This is a genomic window from Streptomyces sp. CT34, from assembly GCF_000805335.1.
Taxonomy (GTDB): Bacteria; Actinomycetota; Actinomycetes; order Streptomycetales; family Streptomycetaceae; genus Streptomyces.
In genome coordinates this window covers 2,260,566-2,279,448 of the sequence record NZ_KN708638.1, presented here as the reverse complement: position 1 = coordinate 2,279,448, position 18,883 = coordinate 2,260,566, and the positions used below count along the sequence as shown (strand labels likewise).

Genomic DNA, 18,883 nt, shown 5'->3' with positions numbered 1-18,883 from the left:
GCGGTCGCAGTACCGTGGACGGGTGGACAACAGGCAAGCAATCGGATCGTGGATCTCCGGGCCCCGCGCGGCAGCCGAGGACATGGGCGTCGACTTCGGCTACCGCGGACAGCGCCTCGGACTGCCCGAGGAGGGGCCGGGCTCGATCGCGCGGGTCGGCCGCCGCTTCGGCGCGCTCTTCATCGACTGGGCGCTGTGCCTGCTCATCGCGTACGGGCTGCTCAGCGGCGGCAAGGCGCAGTCGGCGAGCAACTGGGCGCTGCTGGTGTTCGCCGTGCTGAGCGTGCTCACCGTCGGCACGGTCGGCTTCACACCGGGCAAGCGGCTGCTGGGCCTGCGGGTGGTCGCCGAGGGCGGCGGCCGGATCTCGCTGCCGCGGGTGCTGCTGCGCACGCTGCTGCTCGTCGTCGTCATCCCGGCCGTGGTCTGGGATCGGGACGGACGGGGGCTGCACGACCGGCTGAGCCGTTCCGTGCAGGTGCGGATCTGATCGGTTCCGATCTGATTCCGATCGGTTTCCGATCGGTGCGGGTCGAATCCGCGGGTTACGGGACGGATTACGGAACGGGTCACGGCAGCCGCGGGAGTGGCGGGCCGCCGCGGCAAACATGGCAAACATCGCGAAGCCCCGGAGCCTGACTCCGGGGCTTCGCGATATCCATTCGCCATCTTGCCGCCGCCCTTGGGCATCCGCATGCCCTTCGGCATCGGACCTTCGGCAGCGTTCTCCCAGATGGCTTTTCCGTTCACTCTGTTTTTCCGTCCACTCTGCGCGTCTAGCCCCTGACCTGGGGGAGTGGCCAGGGAGGTCAACGCACGTCGGCTCCCGTCTCGACTTGTGTCGATGGCGGGGGCCGACGTGCACCGGCTGTCCACTGGCTACCAGGCCAGACGATAGGAGCGGCTGTGGTGCGGGGTGTGGCTGACTATGCCGAGCTGCTCCAAGGCGCGCAGGTGGTAGGCGACTGTCGAGACGGACCGGCCGGCTGCGGCTGCGATCTCGCGCACCGTCGGTGGACGTCCGGTCTCCGCGGTCAGCTCTCGCAGGGCGCGCTCTACCCGGTCCGGCGCTTCGCTCCACTCGGTGGTCATCGTCCCTCGTCCTGCCAGGCCATCTGCTTCAGCGCCATCCGGGCCGCCGGGGCATGGCCGGGGATGGTGGCCCAGTAGGGATCGGTCGCGATCTGGACGGACAGCCGCTGGAGTTGGCGGCGGAGAACCGTTGTCTCGGAGGCGTTGTCCGCGGCGGCGAGCCGTTGGTAGACGGCGTACCAGGCGGCCTGGGCCTGGACCAGGCGTTTGGGGATGTCGTAGTCAGCCACGCACCAGATTGCATCACATGTTCGATTTATGGCGCAGCACTCACACGGGTGACATGGTGGGCCCCTGTGGCTGAGCGGCCTGGTTGGCCAGTGAGCGTTGTACCTGGCCAGTTGAGTGCGGCCTGGGGCGAATCAGTCCGAGCGTCAGCAACCCGCCTGGGATTGCGCGCGTTCGGTGTGCTGCGGCGGGGCCTGTACGGCGCACGCCGGCGGCTGCCCCTGGAGGTGCCGGTCGAGGGGCGATTCGCCTCTTCGACCGCTGGCTTCGGGGCGGGGACAGCGGGGTCATCGGTTCCATGGTTCAACGGAGTCAGCGGGACACCGTCTGGTGGAGACCGGGGATGTCCAATTCGTCAGCGCTGAGAGACTGGTTGTACGCGGTGACGTTCGTGAAGAAGATCGGGATGGGAAGGGTGAGCCCCGGCGGAAGTGGGGGCGGCATGCTCGGGGTGAACGTGACGGGGAGCAGGCCGAGGAGGTTGCCGCTGAGGACCTTGGTCAGCAGGACCACGGGATGACCGGTGGCAACCGACGTGCCGCCGGGGGTGCCGTCCGTCTCCAATCTGCTTTGGCAGGGGTACCAGGGGCCGGGGGCGAACGGGTCCACGCGACCGATACCGGGAATGCCCATGTCGAGCAGGGGAAGCCGGAGTCCGGGCAGGCCGTGGAAGGGCGGGGCGGGCGGCGGGGGCTGGTTACGGCCACACCGGGGGGAAAGGAGAGGCGAGGTCTGGCGAAGGCTCGCGATGTCCGCCTGGAACGCGGTGAAGACCAGCACCCGCTGGGGGCCGGACGCCGTCGGCGCCTCGGTGATGCCGTGATAGGTCAGGCCGGTGAGCACCAGCAGTGGTGTGCGGACTCGGAATGGCTGGGCGGCGGTGCGTACGCGGTACGCGGCGGCGTCGACACCGAGGCCGAGAGAGATCGTGGGTTGCGGAAGGCACCAGTGCGAGTGCTTGTCCTGGCTGGAGGGGTCCCCCAGTTTGATGTGCAGGGGGAGCAGCGACAACGGCCCGTCCATCCGCCTGTCGGCGGGCAATGGTGGGAGGTTCAGGCGCAGGACGGACGGCGAGACGGTGTTGCCGGCGGCGACTCCGGCTCGACTCGACTGCTGGTCCGACGCGCCCGGCCCGGCGGCGTGGTCGGACTGGCTGCGCTGCGGCGGGCCGGCGGGGCGGGTCGGGCGCGGCGTCGCATGGTCGTGCTGGGGAGCCGGGCGGTTGCCGTGTTCGTCGTGTTTGTCACGTGCGTCGTGTGCGTCGGGTGCGTCGTGTGAACCGTGCAGGCCGAGCAGACTGGCGACCGAGCCGAGAAGGCCCGCTCCGGGTGAGTGCGTGGGAGCGGGCGCAGGCTCGGCGGAGTCGGGTCCGTGTCTGGGCCTGTGTTCGTCGTGTGCCTCTTTACGTGGGTTCGGCAGACGAGGGCCCAGGGACGCGTGCAGGCCCAGCGGCCCGTCCACTGAGATGCCTGAGCTCGTGGGGTGCTGATCGGGCCCGGGCTCGGAGTCCGAGGCGTGGCCCACCTCGGCGCCCACCGAGATGCGGTTTCCGGTGCCGCGCGCGGTGGGTCCCGCCCCGGTCAGCAGTCCGTCGAGCAGAGAGCAGACGGTCAGGTGCGGGGGGATGCTGCCGTCGGCCGTGCCCCCGAGCACGTTGGGTGGATCGGCGGAGCTCGGCACCATCCGGGGAAGGTGCGACGGGGCTGATTGCAGCCCGCCGGCAAGCAGAGCCCCGACCGGAAGCACACCGAGCGCCCGCATACGGTTTGTGCGCGAGCTGCTGCGGGCTTGTCGACCGCCGACCGCATGACCTCCGGCGCCGCCTCCCCTGCCGCCCGGCCCACCGGAACTCCCGGGGTCACCAGGGCCATCGGCCCCACCGGGACCACTCGAACCACCAGAGCCACTCGAACCGCCAGAGCCACCCGAGCCGCCTGATCCTCCCGGACCGCCTGATCCTCCCGGACTGTCCGATCCTCCGGGGCGGCCTGAGCCGTTCCCGCGACCCCAGTCCGGCCAGATCCGCAGCCGGGCCGGCGGCCGCTCATACGGCACCCAGATCACTGCCATCGCGCCGCCGGTGATGCCCAGCAGGAAACCGAGCAGGAAGCCGCCGAAGTTGGAGAGCACGAGTGAGGCGACAGCGAACACCAGCGTCGCGATGCCCGCGAACACCCGGTACCCGGGCGCCAGCCACATGCTGAGCGCGAGGACCACCATGAAGATCCCCATAAGAGACCCCGCCACGCCGGCGATGCCTTCATGCACCATGATCGGCAACGGCGCGATCGGGATGGAGAGGATCTCGACCCCGGCCAGCAGCGTCCACACCCCTGCCCAGAACGGGCGGCTGCGCCGCCAGTCGCGGAAGGACTTCCACCATCCCGACCGCCGCCCGTCAGCATCTGCCTTCCTCTTACCTCCCGCGCGCAGCCGCGCACTACTCACGTCGAGCTCCCCGAGTGTGGTGGTTCATGTGACACAGCATCAGAAACATGGGTGGGGGCCGAGCTTCACGCTCAGGTGGAGTCCCGGCAGCCGGAACGTTGCCGCACTCACCGATCGCGTCTGCTGCTGCAGCTCATCGATGCGTACGGTGTCGGCCTGCTCGCCGAAGCCGCCGGGCGCGCCGTGCACGCCGGGCACACCCTTCACGGTTGCGGCGTCCTGGCCGATGTTGACGTTGTGGAAGAGCGCGTCGCCTCGCAGGTCGTGAGTGTCCGCGACGAGCCGGTCCGCGTGCGCGGGAACCCTGCTGCTGCCGGAGGTCAGCCGCAGAGTGACGGGCCCGAGGACGGGCACGTGCTGCACGACGGACTGGCACAGGTTGTACAGGTCCGCTGACTCGACGCCGGACAGCGCTTCCGGGTACGAGGCATGAGCGCTGTGGTCCAGCACACCGAACTGAACGAACCCGCGCCCATCGAGCGTGCTGGCTCCGATCTCGAAGCTCCTGCCGGAAACCGCGAACGAGTTGGCTGACACTCCGAAGGACGCGGCCAGGGCACCGCTCGCCATCGCTGCGCACAGCGCTGCGGACGCCAGCAGGGTCGGCACCATGACCAGAGCCAGGCGCCTCCATCGGGTGTGGCCCGTGAGACGTGCGCTCACGGTGATCTGGGTGGCACTGTCGACGTTGCTCGTCATCCCTCTCCCCGTCAGACAAGCGGGGGCCGGCCCATCAGTGAGCCGAGCAGCCCCGATACCCGAGCCTCGGGCGGTACGGCATCCCCAACTCCGGCGGGGCAGGCTGGTGACTCCGAGAATCACCCGGGGACCCCGATGGACGGACACTTTCACCCGCTTGCACCACAGGGGGGAGGGCAGTTCAGTAGCAGGGCTGGTCTCCGGCCTTCACGCTCAGGTGCAGGCCCGTGAGCCGGAAGGTCGCCGCACTCACCTCTCGGGTCGTCTGCCGCAGATGATCGATGCGTACGGCGTCGGCACGCTGCCCGAAGGCCCCCGCCGGGGCACCAGGGCCGCCTCTGAAAGTCGAGGCATCCTGCCCGATGATGATGTTGCGGAACACCGCGTCGCCGGCGAGGTCGTCGGTATGGACGACGAGATGGTCCGCGTGCGCGGGCTTGCCGCCCCCGCCCGCGCCGATCCGCAGCGTGACCTCGCCGACGACGGGGAGGTGGACGGCCACCGACTGGCACAGGTTGTACAGGTCGGCCGACTCGATGCCGGCGACCGCTTCCGGGTACGCCTTGGTCTTCGCCCGGTCCACCCCGACGTACTGGGTGAACCCGGTGCCCTGCAGCCGGTCGGCGGAGATCTTGAGGTTCTGACCCGAAAGCACCAGAGGCTGCGCCGAGACCGCGAGCGAGACAGGGAGGATACCCATGCCGATCGCCACCAGGAGTACCGCGGACATCAGCAGCGTCGGCACCAGCACCAGGCCGAGCCGGGTCCACCGGGTGTGCCCCGCGGGGCGGGCACCGGGATCAGGAAACGTCATCACTGCCTCCCCGGCTCAAGCGGGGCCGAGCGGGGGCGGGACAACACCAAAGCCGCCGGCTGCGGCCAACGGGCCGCAGGCTCATTGCACCCCGTGGCCTGACGGTCGGCAACCGGAGCTCGTGCGGGGCGCCCCTGCGGCACGCGCACGCGCCGGAGTGGCCCGCCGGACCACCACACAACCGGCCCCGGGCAACGCAGCAGATGACGTGGACACGACGCAAATGTCGCCCCGGGCGGACCGTTTGCGGGGCGGCTTCGACAAAGCAGCGCGGTGTCCGGTTCACGGCATTGGTTGATCAGCCCAGGCTTCGGCGCCCTGGGACGCCGCCGGCACGGGCTTTCGAGATCATGGAGTTCTCGACGCCCCGTGACCTCAACGGTGCCCGCCGACGCATCATTGCTGATCCCGGCATCAAGATCGTCACGGCCTTGTGGGCCACGTACGGCCGTTCGATCCTCCGTCCGGTCAGGTCCGTGACAACCAGGCTCCTGCCGGTACCGCCTGCGCGCTCGGCCGACCCACAGGCCGTACCGAGGACGGGCAGGGCGACCGCGGCCAGCACGCCGCCAACGAGCCGACGACACGAAGCGTCCGGGCGCTCCTGCCTCTCAGGGCGTTTCTCCGGGCACGGCACGGCGCGCACCGGCTTGCGGGTCCCCTCTCGCATCCGGGTAACGGGCCGCCGGGGCACGACAGCCGGGACGGCGCACTCCGGCCGCGACCCGCTGCGGCACGAGCAGCGCACGCCAAGCACCCGAACGAGTCCGCGCACCTACCGCTGTGGCAGGCCGCAGCCACGCCTCCTGGCGGCCATGCCCCGTGGACGGTGTCCGCGACAGGTCAGTGTCCTGACTCCCGGATTGTCATTCACCCCGACCTTCCAGCCTTGCGGCCATGGCCCTCCGTGCTCCCCGGTCACGGTGGCGGGACCTGCCGGATGCTCACCGGCTTCCTGGTTCCCGTCGCGATCGTCGGCGGCCACCGTAGCCAACCAGCCCCCGACGGGAAGGTCGGTGAAGTCCACGATCCGTTGCTGGGCCGCGCTGATGCGCTGATGTCCTTCTCGGCGGGGCGGGCGTACGGTGAAGGTACGGCCGTTTCGCGATGCGACATTGCAGGTCACAGGGGCGTCGGTGTACGACATGATGCAGGTCGATCTCCAGGCCACAGGGCCCGGCAACTGCCGGGTGACCCTGGTGGGGGACCTGGACGTGTGCACCGCCCCCGCCGTCCGTGACACCCTCCGTGACGCAGTGAGCTCTCACCAGCGGGTGGATGTGGACTGCGGGCAGCTCTGCTTCTGCGACTGCTACGGCCTCGGCGTGCTGCTGGCCGCCGCCCGCGCAGCGGACGCCGCCGGGGCAGAGCTGCGGCTGTGCGCGGTCCCGCACACCTTGGCCCGGGTGCTGCGGCTCTCCCGCACCCGGAGCGCCTTCACGATCGAGCAGCCGAGCACACGGAGCCCCCTGTCGGATTCGAACCGACGACCTTCGCTTTACAGGCGGGGGTGAATCCCTGATCGAGGGAGCTCGCGCCTGCCGGGTGGTTTGGGCCGGGCATCCGCGGACTCGGACACCCCCTGCCCTGGTGTCCTGAGTTCGTGATGCGTTGCTGTCGCCGCTCTCCGACTGCTCTTGAGCCACACATCCCCTCGTTCTCAGCAGGCTTCCCCCGATACGGTCGTTGTCGTGTCCGGCGGCGTCGGATTGGTCACCCATGGGCGTGTGCCGGTTGATCGCGCGCGGGGGCGCGTGCCCTTGGCGCCCTCGATGGCGGCGCGGGCGAGGTTGATGGCCTGGGTGGCCGGACGTGTGGTGCCTGCGGCATGCGGGGCGTACGGGGCACACCGGCTTCCGGTGCGTGGTCACCACGTTCTTCCGGGCTTCGCTCGTAGAGGGGCCTCGTTGATGGCTGCTGACAAGTTCGAGGAGCGGGCGGCGGAAAACATCGCGCTGTACACAGAAGGTCTGTCTGTGGAGCGGTTGCGGGAGCGGTTCGAGATCTCGGCGTGGGCGCTCTACGGCCTGCTGGGGCGTCATCGTGTTCCGCTGCGGGGCACAGCGCGCCGTAACTCGGCGTCGGGTGAGGCGGTGGCGGAGTTCGAACGGCTGCGTGCCGACGGCATGACGCATGACGAGATCGCGGAGAAGTTCGGGATCAAGCCCGCCATGTCGAGGGGGCCTGACGCTGGCCGTGATCGGGCTGGCTCCTGGCCTGCCCGCAATGGCCCGATCGGCCCCCTGTTCTTGGAGGTTCGCCCCGTGGTGGCTGCCTAACGTCTCCGCGACCGCCGGTCCCGGCCACAACGCCCCGGCCCCGTATGGCGGTTTCGCCGGAGCGTGGGTCAGACGGCGTGGGGTGTGCGGGGGCTGTCGGCGGTGATGCGGTAGGCGAGTTGGGCGCGGTCCGCGCCGGTGCGTACCTCTTCGAGGATCAGGGGGTGTTGGTCGGCGTTGAGGGTCAGGCGTGAGGCGTGCAGGATCGGCGTTGCGTCGGGGACCTGGAGGGCGGCGCGCTCGTCGGGCAGGGGCATGCGGGCGCTGACGGTCTCGTCCCAGGTCAGCTGGTGCCCGGCGGCGGTCAGCAGGGCGTAGATCTCCTCGGGTTCGGTGTCCGGGGCTTCGGCGAGCCGCTCGGTCTGGTCGGCGGTGACGAACGGGATGAGTACGCGGTGCAGGGCGCGGGTGTCGGTGTGCGGGTCGGACAGCAGCCGGTCGACGGCGAACAGCGCTTCTCCTTCGGCGAGTTCGAGTAGCGGGGCCGTGGTCGCCGTGGTCGTGGTGCGGTAGACGGTGGGGTCTTCGACCTGCTGCCAGTCGTGGTGACCGATGCGGAAGGTGTTGCCGGTGCGGGTGACGGTCCGCTCGATGATCACTGCGGGGGCGGGGAGGGCGCGGACGTAGCTGCGCTTGCCGTGGGTGACCTCGATGAGTCCTTCGGCGCGGAGTGCGGCGATGGCCTTGCGCACGGTGGGGCGGCTGACGCCGTACTGCTCGATGAGGTCGGCCTCCGAGGGGAGGGGGCTCCCGGGTTTGTACCGGCCTTGGGCGATGCCGTTGCGGATCTCGGCGGCAATCTGCTGGTAGAGCGCGCCGGGGCGCTGGATGTCTCCCATGGGGGGCTCCTCATCACCTGTCGTCGACAGTCATGACGTTACATGACGTCACTCGTAAGCATGAGCCATCGTCGGTGTGACGGAGCCCCACGAAGGGCGGCGGGGCTCGGTCATCGAGATCGCCGTTCCCGGCGAGCCCAAGGGCGTCGTGGAAGGCGCGGAAGTACGGGTGATCGGGCTGGAAGCGTTCGCGTGGGCGATGGGTGACCGGCACGGGATCAGCTTCCGCGCCGCCGCCATCACGCCCGTACCCGCCGCGCCTGCTCCGACTGCCGGTAGGGGCTGCGGTGCCTGATGGGGATGATGCTCCTGTTCACCTGCGTTCTCGCGCTGGTGATCTGGTTGCTGGTCTCGGCAATGAGCCGCGCAACTGGAGAAGACGCGCGGAGAGGTCGCCGCTCGGCAGGCTGAGGTGGCCATGGGGGAAGAGCGTGCTAAGAACCTTCAGGCCCTCGCGGAGATGGCACACCACCGCCTGGAGGAGCTGTCCGACGAACAGCAGCAGGAGTTCATGGAACTCCGCAACATCCGCATCGAGGTGACCGGTCCCCCTCCGCCGATGCGTAAGGGGCTTGTCTGCTCGGTGGCGGAGTGGTTCCGGAAGAACGAACGCCTGGTCCTGGACCTCACGGACGCGGCCTGGGATCGGGTCGTGCGGACGGGGCGCTTTCCGGGCGGAAGTCTCACACCTCGCCAGAAAGGTGGGCGCGCGCCGCGCGCCGTGCTGGAGGCGTTCCTGGAGAAAGCGCGGACCGGTGCCCGCTGGCCCGAGCTCGACGTGAAGTACGGCTCTACGGGGCTGCGCGGGCACAGGCGGCGCTGGACTGCGTCGGGTCTCTGGGAAGAGCTGATGGAGGCCTTGAAGGGATGCGAGGGCATCCCTCCGGATGAGCCTCACCCCCCGCCGCCCATGGAGGTGAGCGGGGAGGTGAGGCCGGGCGTCATCCTCGCGGCGAGCGACCGCGAAGGCCACGTCCGGGAATCGGGCCCTTCGGCACCGGCATGTTGCTCATCAGGTCGCCCAGCGCGCGCAGCCGGTCGTTGACCGCGGTCACCTGGGCGCCGGGCAGCACGCGCGGCAGCTTCAGCAGGTGGGTCCGCAGCTTCTTGAGCGGGACCTGGCCCTCGCCGTCGCCGACGATGACGTCGTGCACCGGGGCGTCGGCGACGGTGCGCGCCATCCGCTTCTTCTCGGCGGCCAGCAGGCCGCGCAGCCGGTTCGGGTTGCCCTCGCCGACCAGCACGATGCCGGCCTTGCCGACGGCCCGGTGGACCACGTCCTGGCTGCGGTTCATCGCGACCGCCGGGGTGATCGTCCAGCCGCGGCCGACGTTCTCCAGGACCGCCGCCGCCGCGCCGGGCTGGCCTTCCATCTGCCCGAAGGCCGCCCGCTCGGCGCGCCGCCCGAAGACGATCGCCATCGCGAGGAAGGCCAGGACGAAGCCCAGGACGCCCGCGTAGATGGGGTGGCCGATCGCGAAGCCGATGGCGAGGAGAACGCCGAATACGACGATGCCCACGCCAGCGACGATTAGACCGACCTTGGAGTCGACCCGACGGGTCATCTTGTAGGTCAGGGCGATCTGCTTCAGTCGCCCGGGGTTCTCAGCGCCGGCAGCGCCGTCTGAGTTTGCCTTCCTCGCCATACAGCGAAGTTTACGTGGCGTGCGGACGGCTGGTCGCCGCGGCCTCCAGTACGTACTGGGCGTCGTTCCGGTCCTTGGCGCGGCGGCGGTCCTCCAGGACCGACGTCCAGGCGTTGCGGCGGGCGGTCCGCTGGCCGCCGGCCAGCAGGACGGCCTCGACGGCACGCAGTGCACCGGTGACGGAGGGGATGGGGCGGGCGGTGGCGCGGAGCTGCGCGGCCTCCATGGTGATGGTCTCCCTCTGACGATCGGACAGGCAGGGGCGGTACGCGTGGGAGGTGTCTAGCGGTGCGTGCATCCATCGTCACCGAAGGGTGTTACCAACGGATGACCTGCCGGTCAAACACCTATGAAACGTTGACGCGGCCCCCACGCCCTCCAGCCTGGGGGAGTGCGGGCCGCGTCCTCTCAGCATGTGCCACGATTCACAAGATGGCGCGCTGAGCGCCTCAAACCGCCTGACTGGACGCCTCGACCTCGCGCCGCTCGATGGCCTGCTGGTAAAGGCGGCCGGCGCGGTACGAGGAGCGGACCAGCGGGCCGGACATGACACCGGCGTAGCCGATCTCCTCGGCCTCCTCCTTGAGCTCCACGAACTCGGCGGGCTTGACCCAGCGCTCGATGGGGTGGTGGCGCACCGACGGGCGGAGGTACTGGGTGATCGTGATCAGCTCGCAGCCCGCGTCGTGGAGGTCCTGGAGCGCCTGGCTGATCTCCTCGCGGGTCTCGCCCATGCCCAGGATCAGGTTGGACTTGGTGACCAGGCCGGCCTCGCGGGACTTGGTGATGACCTCCAGCGACCGCTCGTAGCGGAAGCCGGGGCGGATCCGCTTGAAGATCCGCGGGACCGTCTCGACGTTGTGGGCCAGCACCTCCGGGCGGGAGGAGAAGACCTCGGCGAGCTGCTCGGGGACCGCGTTGAAGTCGGGGATCAGCAGCTCGACGCCGGTGTCGGGCATCGCGGCGTGGATCTGCCGGACGGTCTCGGCGTAGAGCCAGGCGCCGCCGTCCTCCAGGTCGTCGCGGGCGACGCCGGTGATCGTGGCGTACTTCAGGCCCATGGTCTGCACGGACTCGGCGACCCGGCGGGGCTCGTCGCGGTCCAGTGCCTGCGGCTTGCCGGTGTCGATCTGGCAGAAGTCGCAGCGGCGGGTGCACTGGTCACCACCGATGAGGAAGGTCGCCTCGCGGTCCTCCCAGCACTCGAAGATGTTGGGACAGCCCGCCTCCTGGCAGACCGTGTGCAGCCCCTCGCTCTTGACCAGGCCCTGGAGGTGGTTGTACTCGGGACCCATCTTCGCCCGGGTCTTGATCCACTCGGGCTTGCGCTCGATGGGGGTCTGGCTGTTGCGGACCTCAAGGCGCAGCAATCGCCGGCCGTCGGGCTTCGGCATTGACTGACCGTCGGGTGCGACTGCGGACACGTCGGCTCCCTAACAACTTCGATTCTTCGGCGTACACCAGGGTACGCCCGTCAATTCGCACGCAAATCCACGTGCGGGTGGTGCAGGGCCAACCTCGGACGGGAGGACGGCATTCCCGCGGTGGTGACCGCGGGGTGAGGGCGGCGGGCTCAGACCGCGCGGGGGAGGAGCTCGGCGTTCTCCAGGACGTCCCGCAGGTGCTTCTCGGCGACCGGCAGGACCTCGGCGATGGTGATCTGGCGGCCCAGCTCGCCGGCGAGCGAGGCGACCCCGGCGTCCCGGATGCCGCACGGCACGATCTTGTCGAACGAGGTGTTGTCCGGGTTCACGTTCAGCGCGAAGCCGTGCATGGTGACGCCCTTGGCGACGCGGATGCCGATCGCGGCGAGCTTGCGGTCCTCGCGGCGCTGGCCGGCGTTGGACGGCGCGTACTCGGGGCCGTTCAGCCGCGGGTCGAAGAGCTCGTCGGCGGTGCGCGGGGCGAAGTCCAGCTGGAGGCCGCCCGGCGCGGCCCGCTCCCCGGCCGCGGCGATGGCGTCGCCCAGGACCCATACCCCGCTGCGCCCCTCGACCCGGGTGGCCTCGACGCCGAACTCGGCGCAGACCCGGATCAGCGCCTCCTCCAGGCGGCGGACGTGTGCGACCACGTCGACCGGGCGCGGCAGCTTCTGGATGGGGTAGCCCACCAGCTGGCCGGGGCCGTGCCAGGTGATCTTCCCGCCGCGGTCCACGTCGACGACCGGGGTGCCGTCCAACGGGCGCTCGTCGTCGGAGGTGCGCCGGCCCGCCGTGTAGACGGCCTGGTGCTCCAGGAGGAGACAGGTGTCGGGGACCTCGTCGGCGAACCGGGCGGCGTGGATCCGCCGCTGCTCCTGCCACGCCGACTCGTACTCGACGGCGTCCGCCCCGAAGCCCAGGTGCACAAAGCGCAGCCCCTCGGGTGCGGGGGTCTCCCCCCGAGAGATCGCAGTCACGGCAGCTCCTCTTCGAACCTCTGTCGCAGTTCACTGCGACGTTGATGCCACTTCTGATGCACTTCCGGTGTCTCCCGCGCCCCTGCCACTGTACGGCCGCCGTATGCGCCCCCCGCAGGCGGCCGGTGCGCCGCCCGGTCCCTCGACGCGCCCGTGCCCTGCTCACACGATCGGATGAACGCGGGGCGCAGGCCGCGAGAACGGCGCCGAAGGCCGTTACATTCACGCCGTTCCACAAGGGCGAAGAGCATGCCGGACAGGGTCAGTCGAGCCCGGCGGCCCGGCCCGGAAGGCAGGAGACCGGTAAAGCTGATGACGGAACGACCCCCGCACCACACGCCCAACCGCCAGCTGGCCGCGCTCATCGCCGAGGCGGGCTTCTCCAACGCAGGGCTGGCCAGACGGGTTGATCAGCTCGGTATCGAGCACGGCCTCGACCTGCGCTACGACAAGACCTCGGTGACCCGCTGGCTGCGCGGCCAGCAGCCGAGAGGAACCACCCCGGCACTGATCGCGGAGGTGTTCACCCGCCGGCTGGGGCGCCGGCTGTCCGCGCAGGACCTCGGCCTGGACGCCTGCGCGCCGGTGTACGCCGGGCTCGAATTCGCCTCGACCCCCAGCGAGGCGGTGGACATCGTCAGCGGGCTGTGGCGCAAGGACTCCGGCAGCCACGCCGAGCTCCGCAAGATCGCCTTCACCCCGGCCGGGCTGGTGGTGCCCAGCCGGGACTGGCTGATCGGCCGCCCCGACGAGCGCGTCGCGCATGGGGAGCCGGCCGCCGACGCCGTGGAGCGGGTGCCCCTCCAGGGCGGCCGGATCTCGGTGCCCCGGCAGCGGGGGACCGACCGCGTCGACCGCGCCCAGGGCGGCCGGGTCTCCTCCGGGGACATCGCGGCGCTGCGCTCGGTCGGCGAACTGTTCCGCGCCCTCGACCACGCCTACGGCGGCGGCCACGCCCGGCAGGCCCTGGTGCGGTATCTGGAGCACGAGGCCGAGCCGATGCTCCGCGGCACGTACGGGGAGGCCACCGGCCGGCGGCTGTTCGCCGCCGCCGCCGATCTGACCCGGCTGGCCGGCTGGACCTCGTACGACATCGCCGCGCACGGGCTGGCGCAGCGGTACTTCGTCCAGGCCCTGCGGCTCTCCCAGGCCGCCGGCGACCGGGCGTACGGATCCTACGTCCTGGTGACGATGAGCCGGCAGGCCGTCTATCTGGGCCACGGCAGGGAGGCCGTCCAGCTGGCGCGGGTCGCCCAGCAGGGTATCGGCGGCAGTGCCCCGCCCACCGTCCAGGCGCTGCTGCACGCCGCCGAGGCGCGCGGCCACGGCATCCTGAACGAGGTCCGGGCCTGCACCGCCGCGCTGGCCCGCGCCGAACGCGCGCTGGAGAGCGCCCGCCCCGGCGACGAGACCCCGTACTGGGCGCGGTTCTTCGACGAGGCCCAGCTCGCCGACGAGCTGGCGCACTGCCACCGCGATCTCCAGCAGTACCGCGCCGCCTCCCAGCACGCCGAGCGCTCCCTCCAGCTGCGCGCCGCCGGCTTCGCCCGCAGCCGGCTCTTCTGCCGGGTGGTGCTGGCCACCGCGCGGCTGGGCCTGGGCGAGCTGGAGCAGGCGTGCACCCTGGGTGCCGAGGCGGCCCTCCAGGCGTCCGAGATGCGCTCCGTGCGGGCCCATGAGTACGTGCGGGACTTCGAGCGCCGCTTGGAGCCGTACCGGGACGCGGCGGCGGTGCGCGGGTACCGGGACCGGGTGGCGGCACTGGGCTGAACCACGCTGACAGGCTGACCACGCCGTCGCGAACGGCCGGGCGCGGGCCGGGACGGCGGACCGGGGCGCGGGGCCCTACGCCGCCGCCCGGACGGGGTCCGGTGCCGGGTGGGCGGGGAGGCCGAGGTCCTGGAGCAGTGCGCGGGCGGCCCGACGGCCGGAGCGGAGGGCGCCCTGGAGGGTGCTGGTGTCGCGGTGGTCGCCGCAGACGTAGAGTCCGGCGAGCAGCCGCACGGTGCGCTGCGGATCGTGCGGTGCGGGCATCGCCGGTACCGCGTACGGATTGTGATGGGCCGTCAGTAGTTGCCAGTCGTCGGTCCGCGCGCCGTGGATCCGGTCGAGCTGCGGCCGTACGGTCTTGTCGAGGACGGAGACCGGCAGCCCGGCGGCGGGGCCCAGCACGGCGGTGGTGATCAGCGTCCGGCCCGGCGGCGTACGGGACGGGTCGATGGCGCCGGCGAGGTAGCTGAAGCCGACGGGGCCGTCCGCCGGCAGGATCAGCGCGGTGTCCCGGCAGGGCGCGCCGCGGGTCCCGGCGGGGACACCCGCGGTGTGGTGCAGCACGGTCACCGGGTGGAAGGCGGGCAGCCGCAGCCCCGGCAGCAGTTCGGCGGCGTCGCGTGCGCCGGTCGCCACCAGCACCGCCCGGCAGGGTATCCGGCCGTGCTCGCGGGTGCTGACGCCGTTGGTGGCGACGGAGGTGACCTGGACCGACGTCCGGACCGTACCGGGCGGCAGACCGGCCGCCAGCAGCTCCGGGATGGCCGAGGCGCCGCCGGCGGGCAGCGCGAGCCGCCCCTCCGCGAAGGCGCGCAGCACCTGGGCGGCGCCCCGGCTGGAGACCCGCAGCCGCGGATCGCAGAGCAGCGCGCCCAGCAGCGGTCGCAGGAACGTGTCGTGGGTGCGCGGCGGGAAGGCCGGGCGGCCGGCCAGCGCGTCGCAGACGGAGCGGTCGGCGGACGGGGCAGCGGCGGCGGCCCGGTCCGTACGGCGGTCGGCGCGCGAGAGGGCGCGTGCTGCGGACAGTGCGCCCCTTGTGCACCGCAGCGGGCTGATCCGCTGCGACCGCTGGCCGTTGTGGAGGGTCAGCCCGGACGCGAACGGGCGCAGCGACAGCTCGCCCAGTCCCGGCGTACGGCGCAGCGCCGCCGGGGAGACGGCCAGTGGACGGCCGCAGCGGTCCAGCCGGAAGCCGTCGAGCTCGTCGGTGGCGGACCGGCCGCCGATCCGCGGCCCGGCCTCCAGGACGGTGACCGAGACTCCGGCCCCGGTCAGATGGCGGGCCGCGGCGAGACCGGCCGGGCCGGCTCCCACGATGACGACGTCCACGGCCGATGCGGTGCGCAGCACATGCCCCTCCCGATGTCGGTCCCAGCGGCGGCGCACCCGTTTTCCTGCCCGGTACTGCCGCCGGGGATGCCGAGCGGTCTGTCCGAGGACCGTAGGGAGCCGGCGGCGCGGCCGACAGGGGCGCCCCGGGGGCGCACCGGCGCGCCCTGCGCCACGAGGTCCGTACGGGCGCTGCTGGGTCCTGTCGTCGAACTCCCGCCTGCCCGCCGACGCCCGGCACGCCGAGAGCACGCACCGGACGCCGCCCGGCCCGCCCTTCGGGCGGACGACGGGAGTTTGACGACAGGGCCTACGACTGCTGTGCGGCCCGCACGGCGTCGATGATCCGCGGGTGCGCGAAGCCGAAACCGGAGTCCAGCAGCCGCCGCGGGACGATCCGCTGACTGCCCAGCACGTCCTCGGCGAACTCGCCCAGTACCAGCCGCAGCACCGGCGCCGGGACGGTGAAGAGCGTGGGGCGGTGCAGGACATGGCCCATCACCGCCGTCACCTCGCGGTTGGTGACCGGCTCCGGCGCGGTGAGGTTGACCGGGCCGGACAGCTCCTCGGTGGTGACGAGGTGGCGCAGTGCCGCGATGTGGTCCTGGAGGGAGATGAAGCTCCAGTACTGGCTGCCGTCGCCGAGCCGGCCGCCCAGCCCCATCCGGAAGATCGGGAACAGCCGCCCCCAGGCCCCGCCCGAGCGCGCCACGACGAGTCCGGTACGGGCGAAGACCGTCCGGATGCCGGCGTCCGGGGCGGGCCGGGCGGCTTCCTCCCAGTCCACGCAGACCTCCGGCAGGAAGCCGTGGCCGGCCGGCCCGCTCTCGTCCGTGCGCCGGTCGCCGGTGTCGCCGTAGTAGCCGATCGCGCTGCCGGAGACGAAGACCCGCGGCGGGGTGTCCATCGAGGCCAGCGCGGTGGCCAGGGTGCGGGTGCCGTGCACCCGGCTGTCGCGGATCCGCTGCTTGTACGCGGCGGTCCAGCGGTGGTCGGCGACGCCCGCGCCGGCGAGGTGGACCACCGCCTCGCAGCCGGCCAGCCCGGCGGTGTCGACCTGCTGCCCCTCGGGGTCCCAGCGCACCTCGCCGGCCGCCCGCGGCGCCCGGCGGACGAGCCGGACGACGTCGTGGCCGTCCGTGCGCAGGGACCGTACGAGGGCCGTGCCGATGAGACCGGTCGAGCCGGTGATCGCGATGCGCATGGGGCCATACTGCCCGCAGTCGGCGGCCGACGCGCGCGGTGAGATGGCCGACCGGGCCACGGCCCGGCGGACGGTCCCTACTCCCGGAAGCGTTCCCAGAGGCGGGGGAAGCGCTCGGCCAGCGCCGCGTCGTCCTCGAAGTCCACGTAGGTGCCGAGGGGTTCGGGCGGCGCCGGGGGCAGGCCCAGATCGGGCATCTCGGCGCCGGTCAGCTGCTCGTACGCCTCGTCGGCCGCATAGCCCAGATCCTCGGCGTCGCCGTCCACCTCCTCGTCGAAGTCGTCCAGCAGACCGGCGAGCTGGTCCGGGTCGTGCAGCGCGCCCTCGAAGACGTGCCGGCCCTGGCCGATCAGCCAGCAGCGGAAGGAGTCGAAGGCGTCGTCGCTCGCGCCGTCCAGCAGCAGCGCGGCGGCGGCCCACAGGTCCCAGGCGTACGCCCGGTTGTAGCGGGCCTCGAAGTGGCGGGCGAAGTCCACGACGTCGTCCGGGCCGAGCCCGAGCAGCTTGTCGACCAGGGCGTCGGCCTGGTCCTCGGGGTCGCCCCCGGCGACCTCGCGGGAACCGTCGACCAGTTCCCAGAACTCCGTCTCGTCCATCACCGCTCCAGGATCCGCCCTGCCGACCCGGCCCGCACGCGGAGTCCCCCGGATGCTGCGGGGCGTTGCCCGGTCCGGTGAACCGTGGTGTCGGGAGCGGGGATCGGCCGGGTGACCGTGCCAAGCTTCCCTCGTTGTGCGGCTTGCAACGCCGGCAGATCCTCCAGTTCCCCCACCGCACTCCCCATTTCGCGAAGGGCGCTTTTCAGCCATGCCCATGGACGAACGAACCCGGGCCGACGTCGAACGCGCCGAGGCGGCCATCGTCGAGCACTACCCACGGCTCGTCCGCCTCGCCTATCTCGTGCTGCCGCCGTCAATGGGCCGCCACCGCAAGGTGCTGACCGCGCACGGGCTGGTGCAGCGGGCGCTGCCGCGGCCCGGACTGCGCCGCCCGGCCGGTGCGCTGCCCGCCCAGCGCGGCGCCGACGCCGGGTCCGGCTACGACCTGGTCCGCCGGCGGACCCTGGAGCTGGCGCTGGCGTACGAGAACCGCCAGGGGCTCGCCGTGCTGCTGCCGCCGGTGCCGTTCGTCTGGGGGCTGCGGCTCTTCCCGCGCGCCGGCGGCGCCGACGAACTCGCCCTGGACCAGGCGCTGTCGGCCGTCCCGGCGCCCGTGCGGGCCGCCCTGGGACTGTGGCATCTGGAGGGGCTGGACGCGGCGGCGGCGCGCGTCGTACTGGAGCGGGCCGGGGTCGCGGACCCGGACGCGGCGCAGCGGGCGGCCGGGCAACTGGACCGGCAGACCGGGGCGCGGGCCGCGGCGCTGCTGAACTCCGGGGAGTTCGACCCCTGCACGGTGCAGGCCCGGCCGACGGACCTGCTGCGCCGCCGCCAGCGGGTGCGCGCGGCGGCCGTGATGGTGGCCGCCCTGGCGATGGGCACGGTCGCGGTGGCGCTCCCCCTCGGCGCCGGGGGAGACCGGGCCGCGCCCTCCGCCCGGCAGGCCCTGGACCCCGGTCGGCTGCTGCGCACCCCCAACGAGCAGTGGGCGAGGACCGCGCGGGTGGACTTCACCGCCTGGCCGCCGCGGGGCCGCGAGGCGGGCAACAGGGAACTGCTGGCGCGGGCGCTGCGGGTGTGGGCCGCGCCGCCCGCCGACGCCCGGATCACCACGACCCCCGGCACCTCCACCCGGCCGCCCGCCGAGCCGCCGCGGCTGCTCTACGCGGGGCTGATCGACAACGTCATGGTGGTCGTCTTCCACGACGGCGAGCGGCTGGTGCGCTACGCCGAGCCCGAAGGCGCCACCCCCACCCTGCACTTCGCCCGGGTCGACAACGCGGATCTCACCTCCGGCGCCGGGCTGGTGATCGGCCGCGGCAACGGCTGGATGCGCTATCTGATCGCCCCGTGGGTCTCCGAGGTCGCGACGCGGGACCTGCTCACCCCGGACGCCGCGCCGCACGGGCTGCACCTGGCCCCGGACGGGGTCACCGACCGCATCCCGACCCCGCCCGAGGAGGGCGGGACATGCGGGCACTGGCCGGTGGCCGAGTTCCACTCGTCGCCGCGGATCGACGACAACCGCTCCTTCCTGG

General features: G+C 72.1%; 18 protein-coding genes, 1 pseudogene and 1 riboswitch. Of the genes and pseudogenes, 6 read left to right on the top strand and 13 right to left on the bottom strand.

Annotated elements, in window-relative coordinates; all coding sequences use genetic code 11:
• The first annotated feature begins 22 nt into the window (after positions 1-22).
• The gene (locus RZ84_RS10145; protein ID WP_198539965.1) at positions 23-490 is read left to right on the top strand and encodes an RDD family protein; all 468 of its coding nucleotides are present in this window, start codon (positions 23-25) and stop codon (positions 488-490) included.
• A gap of 389 nt (positions 491-879) precedes the next feature.
• Here the strand turns inward: RZ84_RS10145 and RZ84_RS10140 are convergent, their stop codons facing one another.
• The 5 genes from RZ84_RS10140 to RZ84_RS10120 form a co-directional block, all read right to left on the bottom strand.
• The gene (locus tag RZ84_RS10140) at positions 880-1,092 is read right to left on the bottom strand and encodes a LexA family protein (RefSeq protein WP_043264046.1); all 213 of its coding nucleotides are present in this window, start codon (positions 1,090-1,092) and stop codon (positions 880-882) included.
• A complete protein-coding gene (locus tag RZ84_RS10135; RefSeq protein ID WP_043264045.1) occupies positions 1,089-1,322 on the bottom strand; it encodes a hypothetical protein in 234 nt (77 codons plus the stop codon). Before RZ84_RS10135 ends, RZ84_RS10140 begins: the two co-directional genes overlap by 4 nt.
• 310 nt (positions 1,323-1,632) lie before the next feature.
• Positions 1,633-3,003, bottom strand: coding sequence for a hypothetical protein (locus RZ84_RS10130; protein ID WP_157878793.1), 1,371 nt, complete (start codon positions 3,001-3,003; stop codon positions 1,633-1,635).
• A gap of 804 nt (positions 3,004-3,807) precedes the next feature.
• Positions 3,808-4,467, bottom strand: coding sequence for a DUF6230 family protein (locus tag RZ84_RS10125; protein ID WP_052229857.1), 660 nt, complete (start codon positions 4,465-4,467; stop codon positions 3,808-3,810).
• A 181-nt stretch (positions 4,468-4,648) separates the two neighbouring features.
• On the bottom strand, positions 4,649-5,281 hold the full coding sequence (locus RZ84_RS10120; RefSeq protein ID WP_043264043.1) for a DUF6230 family protein: 633 nt from the start codon (positions 5,279-5,281) through the stop codon (positions 4,649-4,651).
• An 823-nt stretch (positions 5,282-6,104) separates the two neighbouring features.
• Positions 6,105-6,295, bottom strand: a riboswitch (cobalamin riboswitch).
• A 131-nt stretch (positions 6,296-6,426) separates the two neighbouring features.
• Here RZ84_RS10120 and RZ84_RS34985 point away from each other — a divergent pair.
• Positions 6,427-6,795, top strand: a complete 369-nt coding sequence (locus tag RZ84_RS34985; protein ID WP_241778031.1) for an STAS domain-containing protein — start codon at positions 6,427-6,429, stop codon at positions 6,793-6,795.
• A 396-nt stretch (positions 6,796-7,191) separates the two neighbouring features.
• Positions 7,192-7,560, top strand: a complete 369-nt coding sequence (locus RZ84_RS10110) for a hypothetical protein (RefSeq protein ID WP_043264042.1) — start codon at positions 7,192-7,194, stop codon at positions 7,558-7,560.
• Positions 7,561-7,628: 68 nt separating this feature from the next.
• Here the strand turns inward: RZ84_RS10110 and RZ84_RS10105 are convergent, their stop codons facing one another.
• Positions 7,629-8,399, bottom strand: a complete 771-nt coding sequence (locus RZ84_RS10105; protein WP_043264041.1) for a GntR family transcriptional regulator — start codon at positions 8,397-8,399, stop codon at positions 7,629-7,631.
• Positions 8,400-8,490: 91 nt separating this feature from the next.
• On the opposite strand from RZ84_RS10105, the pseudogene RZ84_RS10100 reads away from it, so the two are divergent.
• Positions 8,491-8,694, top strand: a pseudogene (locus tag RZ84_RS10100) (hypothetical protein); the annotation flags it as partial.
• Positions 8,695-9,340: 646 nt separating this feature from the next.
• Here the strand turns inward: RZ84_RS10100 and RZ84_RS10095 are convergent.
• From RZ84_RS10095 to lipB, 4 genes are all read right to left on the bottom strand, one after another.
• Entirely contained in the window at positions 9,341-10,045 is a 705-nt protein-coding gene (locus tag RZ84_RS10095) for a DUF4191 domain-containing protein (RefSeq protein WP_043264040.1), read from the bottom strand.
• Positions 10,046-10,055: 10 nt separating this feature from the next.
• Positions 10,056-10,271 (bottom strand): SCO2195 family GlnR-regulated protein, encoded by a 216-nt coding sequence (locus RZ84_RS10090; RefSeq protein WP_043264039.1) that lies wholly within the window; start codon positions 10,269-10,271, stop codon positions 10,056-10,058.
• Positions 10,272-10,494: 223 nt separating this feature from the next.
• Positions 10,495-11,439 (bottom strand): lipoyl synthase, encoded by a 945-nt coding sequence (gene lipA / locus RZ84_RS10085; RefSeq protein ID WP_043264038.1) that lies wholly within the window; start codon positions 11,437-11,439, stop codon positions 10,495-10,497.
• Between the two features lie 179 nt (positions 11,440-11,618).
• Positions 11,619-12,443, bottom strand: coding sequence for a lipoyl(octanoyl) transferase LipB (gene lipB / locus RZ84_RS10080; protein WP_052229855.1), 825 nt, complete (start codon positions 12,441-12,443; stop codon positions 11,619-11,621).
• A gap of 312 nt (positions 12,444-12,755) precedes the next feature.
• Here lipB and RZ84_RS10075 point away from each other — a divergent pair, with 312 nt between their 5' ends.
• Positions 12,756-14,213, top strand: a complete 1,458-nt coding sequence (locus RZ84_RS10075; protein ID WP_043264036.1) for a hypothetical protein — start codon at positions 12,756-12,758, stop codon at positions 14,211-14,213.
• 75 nt (positions 14,214-14,288) lie between these two features.
• On the opposite strand, the gene RZ84_RS10070 is transcribed toward RZ84_RS10075, so the two are convergent.
• The 3 genes from RZ84_RS10070 to RZ84_RS10060 all read right to left on the bottom strand — a co-directional run bounded on the left by RZ84_RS10070 (position 14,289) and on the right by RZ84_RS10060 (position 17,342).
• A complete protein-coding gene (locus RZ84_RS10070) occupies positions 14,289-15,563 on the bottom strand; it encodes an FAD-dependent oxidoreductase (RefSeq protein WP_043264035.1) in 1,275 nt (424 codons plus the stop codon).
• Between the two features lie 289 nt (positions 15,564-15,852).
• A complete protein-coding gene (locus RZ84_RS10065; RefSeq protein WP_043269504.1) occupies positions 15,853-16,746 on the bottom strand; it encodes a TIGR01777 family oxidoreductase in 894 nt (297 codons plus the stop codon).
• A 77-nt stretch (positions 16,747-16,823) separates the two neighbouring features.
• Positions 16,824-17,342, bottom strand: a complete 519-nt coding sequence (locus RZ84_RS10060; RefSeq protein WP_043264034.1) for a DUF4240 domain-containing protein — start codon at positions 17,340-17,342, stop codon at positions 16,824-16,826.
• Positions 17,343-17,559: 217 nt separating this feature from the next.
• Here RZ84_RS10060 and RZ84_RS10055 point away from each other — a divergent pair.
• The coding region (locus RZ84_RS10055; protein ID WP_241777641.1) for a hypothetical protein at positions 17,560-18,883 on the top strand (1,324 nt) is incomplete at its 3' end.